At 71.1% G+C, this 4,913-nt stretch carries 4 protein-coding genes; 3 read left to right on the top strand and 1 reads right to left on the bottom strand.

The window, feature by feature from the left end; all coding sequences use genetic code 11:
• On the top strand, positions 1–238 hold a 238-nt coding region (locus SACPADRAFT_RS26525; RefSeq protein WP_007026502.1), incomplete at its 5' end, for a helix-turn-helix domain-containing protein.
• Between the two features lie 9 nt (positions 239–247).
• Here SACPADRAFT_RS26525 and betT read toward each other — a convergent pair.
• The gene (gene betT / locus SACPADRAFT_RS26520) at positions 248–2,380 is read right to left on the bottom strand and encodes a choline BCCT transporter BetT (RefSeq protein ID WP_007026501.1); all 2,133 of its coding nucleotides are present in this window, start codon (positions 2,378–2,380) and stop codon (positions 248–250) included.
• A 175-nt stretch (positions 2,381–2,555) separates the two neighbouring features.
• On the opposite strand from betT, the gene SACPADRAFT_RS0208725 reads away from it, so the two are divergent.
• Positions 2,556–4,031: an aldehyde dehydrogenase family protein gene (locus SACPADRAFT_RS0208725; RefSeq protein ID WP_007026500.1), complete on the top strand. Its 1,476-nt coding sequence runs from the start codon at positions 2,556–2,558 to the stop codon at positions 4,029–4,031.
• A 172-nt stretch (positions 4,032–4,203) separates the two neighbouring features.
• Positions 4,204–4,913, top strand: a 710-nt coding sequence (locus SACPADRAFT_RS26515; RefSeq protein WP_157577120.1) for an NYN domain-containing protein, incomplete at its 3' end; no start/stop codon positions are given.

Raw genomic sequence — 4,913 nt, 5'->3', positions numbered from 1 at the left:
GCGGCGGGGCCCGGTCGCCGACCTCGCCCGGCACGACCGGGACCACGGCACCCGCTACGTGGCCACCCTCTCCGCGTGGCTGCGGGCGCAGGGCGACCTCGCCCGCGCTGCGGCGACCCTGGAGGTGCACCCGAACACCGTGCGCTACCGGATGCGCCGGATGAGCGAGGTCACCCTCCTCCGGCTCGACGACCCGGACCAGCGGCTGGCGATGCTCATCGCGCTGGCAATCCGGTGAGGCGCGCCCTCACCCGGACTCCTCGGGTGGCGCGTCGCTGTGCCGGGAGGCGTGGTCCGGCAGCACCTGGCCGGGTTCGACCTCGCGGTGCATCCGGAGGAACTCCAGATGGCGTTCGTACTGGTCGAGGACGTCGGCGATCACCTGCTCCCGGGTGTAGCCGAGCACGTCGTAGCCCTGCCCGCCCTCCGGCAGGAACACCTCCATCCGCAGGTAGGTGTCGGCCTCGGCCACCGACCGCATGGCGAACGCGGGCGTCTGTTTCTCCCGTGGCCGCAACCGGTAGTTGAAGCCCTGCTCGGGGCCCATCGGGACGCGCAGCGTGAGGTGCGGCAGGTCGATGTGCTCGTCGGGTTCCTCGGTGACCGTGGCGTCCAGACCCTGCTCGCGCAGTTCCCCGGCCACCTCGTGCAGTGCCGGCCGGGCGACGTCGTCGACGAACCGGTGCGCGGTGCGCCTGCCGGGATAGCTGAGCATGCGCCGCACCCGGTTGCGCCAGGAGCCCGTCACGTGTCCGGGAGGAGGCACGGTGGTGCGTTCGGACAGTGACGAGGGGAGCGTCGTCCGCAGGGCGTCGTCCCGGAACCGCTCCACCCGCAGCGCCTTGTACAGACCCCAGATGATCGCGAAGATGACGAACGAGAACGGCAGGCCCATGATGATCGTGGCACTGGTCAGCGCGTCCACGCCGCCCACGATGAGCATCGCCATGGTGAGCAGACCGGTCGCCAGCGCCCAGAAGACGCGCAGCCACGGTTTCGCGTCGCTGATCGGGGTGGGCAGCCGGGAGCTGAGGTTCGCCATCACCAGCGCCCCGGAGTCGGCCGAGGTCACGTACAGCAGCAGCCCGACGAACGTGGCCAGGCCCGCGCTGAAGAGCACCCCCGGGTACTGGTCGAGCAGTCCGTAGAAGCCCTGTTCGGGCGAGTTCATCGCGGTGAGGCCGAACGCGAGGTCGCCCCGGCGCACCGTGTCGAGGGCGCTGTTGCCCAACACCGACAGGAAGGTGGCGGTGAACAGGAACGGGATGATCAGGGTCGCGGCGACGAACTCCCGCAGCGTGCGACCACGGGAGATCCGCGCCAGGAACAGTCCCACGAACGGGGCCCAGGCGATCCACCACGCCCAGAAGAACAACGTCCAGTTGTTCAGCCACTCGACCGGCTGGTCGTAGGCGAAGGTGTTCAGGGTCATCGACGGGAACCGGCTCACGTAGTCGCCGATGTTGAGCACCAGCGCCTCGAGCAGCTGGGCGGGCCCCTGCAGCACCAGCACGTACAGCATCAGCACGATCGCGAGGATCACGTTGAGCTGCGACAGCCGGCGGATCCCGCGGTCCACACCGGCCACGGCGGACACGGTCGCCATGACCACGGCCACCCCCACCAGACCGAGTTGTGCCGCCACCCCCTCGGGGATGCCGAACAGGAACAGCAGGCCGTAGTTCAGCTGCACCACGCCGATGCCCAGGGACACCGAGATGCCGAAGATGGTGCCGATGATGGCGGCGAGGTCGACGGTGTCACCCACCCGTCCGTGGATGCGCCTGCCGATCAGCGGGTAGAGGGCCGAGCGGATCGCCAGCGGCAGTCGGTACCGGAACGCGAAGTACCCGAGCACCATCCCCATCAGCGCGTACATCGCCCACCCGGTGATGCCGTAGTGGAACAGCGTCCACACCACCGCCTGCCGTGCGGCCTCCAGGGTGGCCGGGTCCCCGGACGGCGGCGACAGGTAGTGCGTCACCGGCCCGGCGACCGAGAAGAACATCAGGTCGATGCCGATGCCGGCGGCGAACAACATCGCCGCCCAGGCGAACACCCCGTAGTCCGGGGTGGCGTGCTGCGGGCCGAGTTTCACCCGACCGTACCGGGACAGTGCCACGAACAGCACGAACAGCAGGTACAGCGTGGCGGCCAGGAAGTAGTACCACCCGAGCCCGGACGAGATCCAGGACACCGCCGTGCCGATCGCGTTCTCGGCCCCGGTCGGCGTGACGATCGCCCAGATCGACAACGCGACGATCAGGGTGCCGGAGCCGAGGAACACCAGTCGTTTGACACCGCGGTCCCCCGGACCGAGTTCGTCCGTGCCGGGGTCGGCCTGCACGGCGGGCCGGTGTGGGTCACCACCGGTGGTCACGGCACTCACCTCGATCCGGTCGGTTCCGGTGTCCCGGCGTCGTGGCGCCCCGGCCGGGGCACGGCCGGTCCGCTCACGCTGTGCGGGGGGACACCAGGCTCTATCGTCTGTGCAGAACGGTAACGAGATTCCCGGAATCACGCTGGCCACGCCGATCGGCGAAAGGATCGCCGCAATGTCCACTCTGTTCATCGACGGCCGCTGGGTGGCCGCCTCCGCGGGCGCGACCCGGCAGGTGATCAATCCCTACGACCGGTCCGTGGTCCGCGAGGTGGACGAGGCCGACACGATCGACGCCCGGACCGCCGTCGCGGCCGCGCGGGCGGCATTCGAGGACGGCGAGTGGCCGGGCTGGCCCGCCCGGCGCCGGTCCGCCCTGCTGTACCGGGTGGCTGAGCTGCTCCAGCGGGACCGTGCCGAGATCGCGCGACTGGAGACACTGGACACCGGCAAGACCCTCGTCGAGGGCGGCATCGACGTCGACGACGTCACCGGGGTGTTCCGCTACTACGCCACGCAGGCCGAGTCCGACCCGGGCAGGCTCGTCGACGCCGGGGACCCGTCGGTGCGCAGCAGGGTGATCTACGAACCGCTCGGGGTGTGCGCGCTCATCGCGCCGTGGAACTACCCGCTGCTGCAGATGTGCTGGAAGGTCGCCCCCGCGCTGGCGGCCGGCAACACGATCGTGTTGAAGCCCAGCGAGTCCACACCGTTGACCACGATCAAGCTCACCGAACTGATCGAGGAGGCCGGTGCGCCCCCCGGCGTGGCGAACCTCGTCCTCGGCCCCGGCGGCACGGTCGGCTCCTTCCTGGTCGACAGCCCCGAGGTCGACATGGTGTCGTTCACCGGCGGGCTGGAGACCGGCAGCGCGATCATGAGCCAGGCCGCGCGGACGGTGAAGAAGGTCGCGCTCGAACTGGGCGGCAAGAACCCCAACCTCGTCTTCGCCGACGCCGACTTCGAGGCCGCCATCGACTACGCGCTGATCGCGGTGTTCTTCCACGCGGGGCAGGTGTGCTCGGCGGGCACCCGGCTCGTGGTCGAGGACTCGTTGCACGACCGGTTCGTGGCCGAGCTGGTGCGCCGGGCCGAACGGATCCGGCTCGGCAACGGGCTCGACCCGGACACCGAGAGCGGGCCGCTGGTCTCGGCCGAGCACCGGGACAAGGTCGAGTCCTATGTGGAGATCGGGATCAACGAGGGCGCCCGGCTGCTGACCGGCGGGCGCCGCCCGGACGACCCGCGGCTGCAGGACGGGTTCTTCTTCCTGCCGACCGTGTTCGACGACTGCACCAGCGACATGCGGGTGGTCCGCGAGGAGACGTTCGGCCCCATCCTCACCGTGGAACGGTTCACCGACGCCGACGTCGACACCGCGGTACGGATCGGCAACGACACGACCTACGGGCTGGCCGCCGCCGTCTGGACGGCCGACGCCGGGCGCGCCGAGTACGTGGCGCGCCGGTTGCGCCACGGCACGGTGTGGATCAACGACTTCGGCCCGTACCTGCCGCAGGCGGAGTGGGGCGGGTTCAAGCGGTCCGGGGTGGGCCGTGAGCTGGGGCACGCCGGGCTGGCCGAGTACCAGGAGCCGAAGCACATCTACGAGAACACCGCGCCGGAGCCACAACGCTGGTTCGCCCGCTGAGGTGCCCGCCGGGATCCCCGACCGCCGACCCCGCCGCTCCCCGGGCGCTGCCGAGCCCGTCGTCCGCCGGGCGCTGTCGGCGCCGCGACCGGCCGGTAGTGTCTCGACCGGACGCCGACAAGCCACCGCGCCGCCGACACCGTCGGGGGTGGTGTGGACGAAGGGGAACACCGTGGACCGATGCGCCGTGCTGGTCGATGCGGGATACCTGCTGGGCGGAGCGTACACGCTGCTCACCGGGCTCCGGAGCGACCGCAGCCGGTTGCGCCCCGACTACGCCGCGTTGATCGAGGCGATCCGGGTCCGCGCGGAGGGGGAGACCGGGCTGCCGGTGTTGCGGATCTACTGGTACGACGCGGCGTTCCAGCGGCAGCCCACCACCGAGCACCGTGTGCTGCGCGCATTGCGGGACGTGAAGGTGCGTCTGGGCAACCTCGTCCTCCGCGGCGAGGGGCCGCCGCAGCAGAAGGGCGTGGACGCCGAGCTGCACGCCGACCTGGTGACGCTGGCGCGGAACCGGGCGGTGGCCGACGTGGTCCTCGTGACCGGCGACGAGGACCTGTGTGTGCCCGTGGAGAAGGCCCAGGAGCACGGGGTCCGGGTGCATCTGTGGGCGGTTCCGACGTCGAGCTCGTCCACGAGCCAGTCACCCGAGCTGGTCGCCACCGCCGACCGGCGCACCGTGCTCGAGACCGCCTGGATCGACGACCACTTCACCGTCGGCCGGGAGCCCTACGCGGCGGTGTCGGTGCTGCCCCGGACGACGGGCACGGTGAACCCGGTCCGGGAGACCCCGGCCGACGCCGACGACACGGGCCCGGTGGACGCCGACACGGCCCCGGGCGACGACACGGCCCCGGACGACCACGCGGACCGGCCGGC

It is taken from the genome of Saccharomonospora iraqiensis subsp. paurometabolica YIM 90007 (assembly GCF_000231035.2).
GTDB lineage: Bacteria > Actinomycetota > Actinomycetes > Mycobacteriales > Pseudonocardiaceae > Saccharomonospora > Saccharomonospora paurometabolica.
The sequence above is the reverse complement of the archived record's forward strand: the minus strand, read 5'-3'. Positions and strand labels throughout refer to the sequence as shown.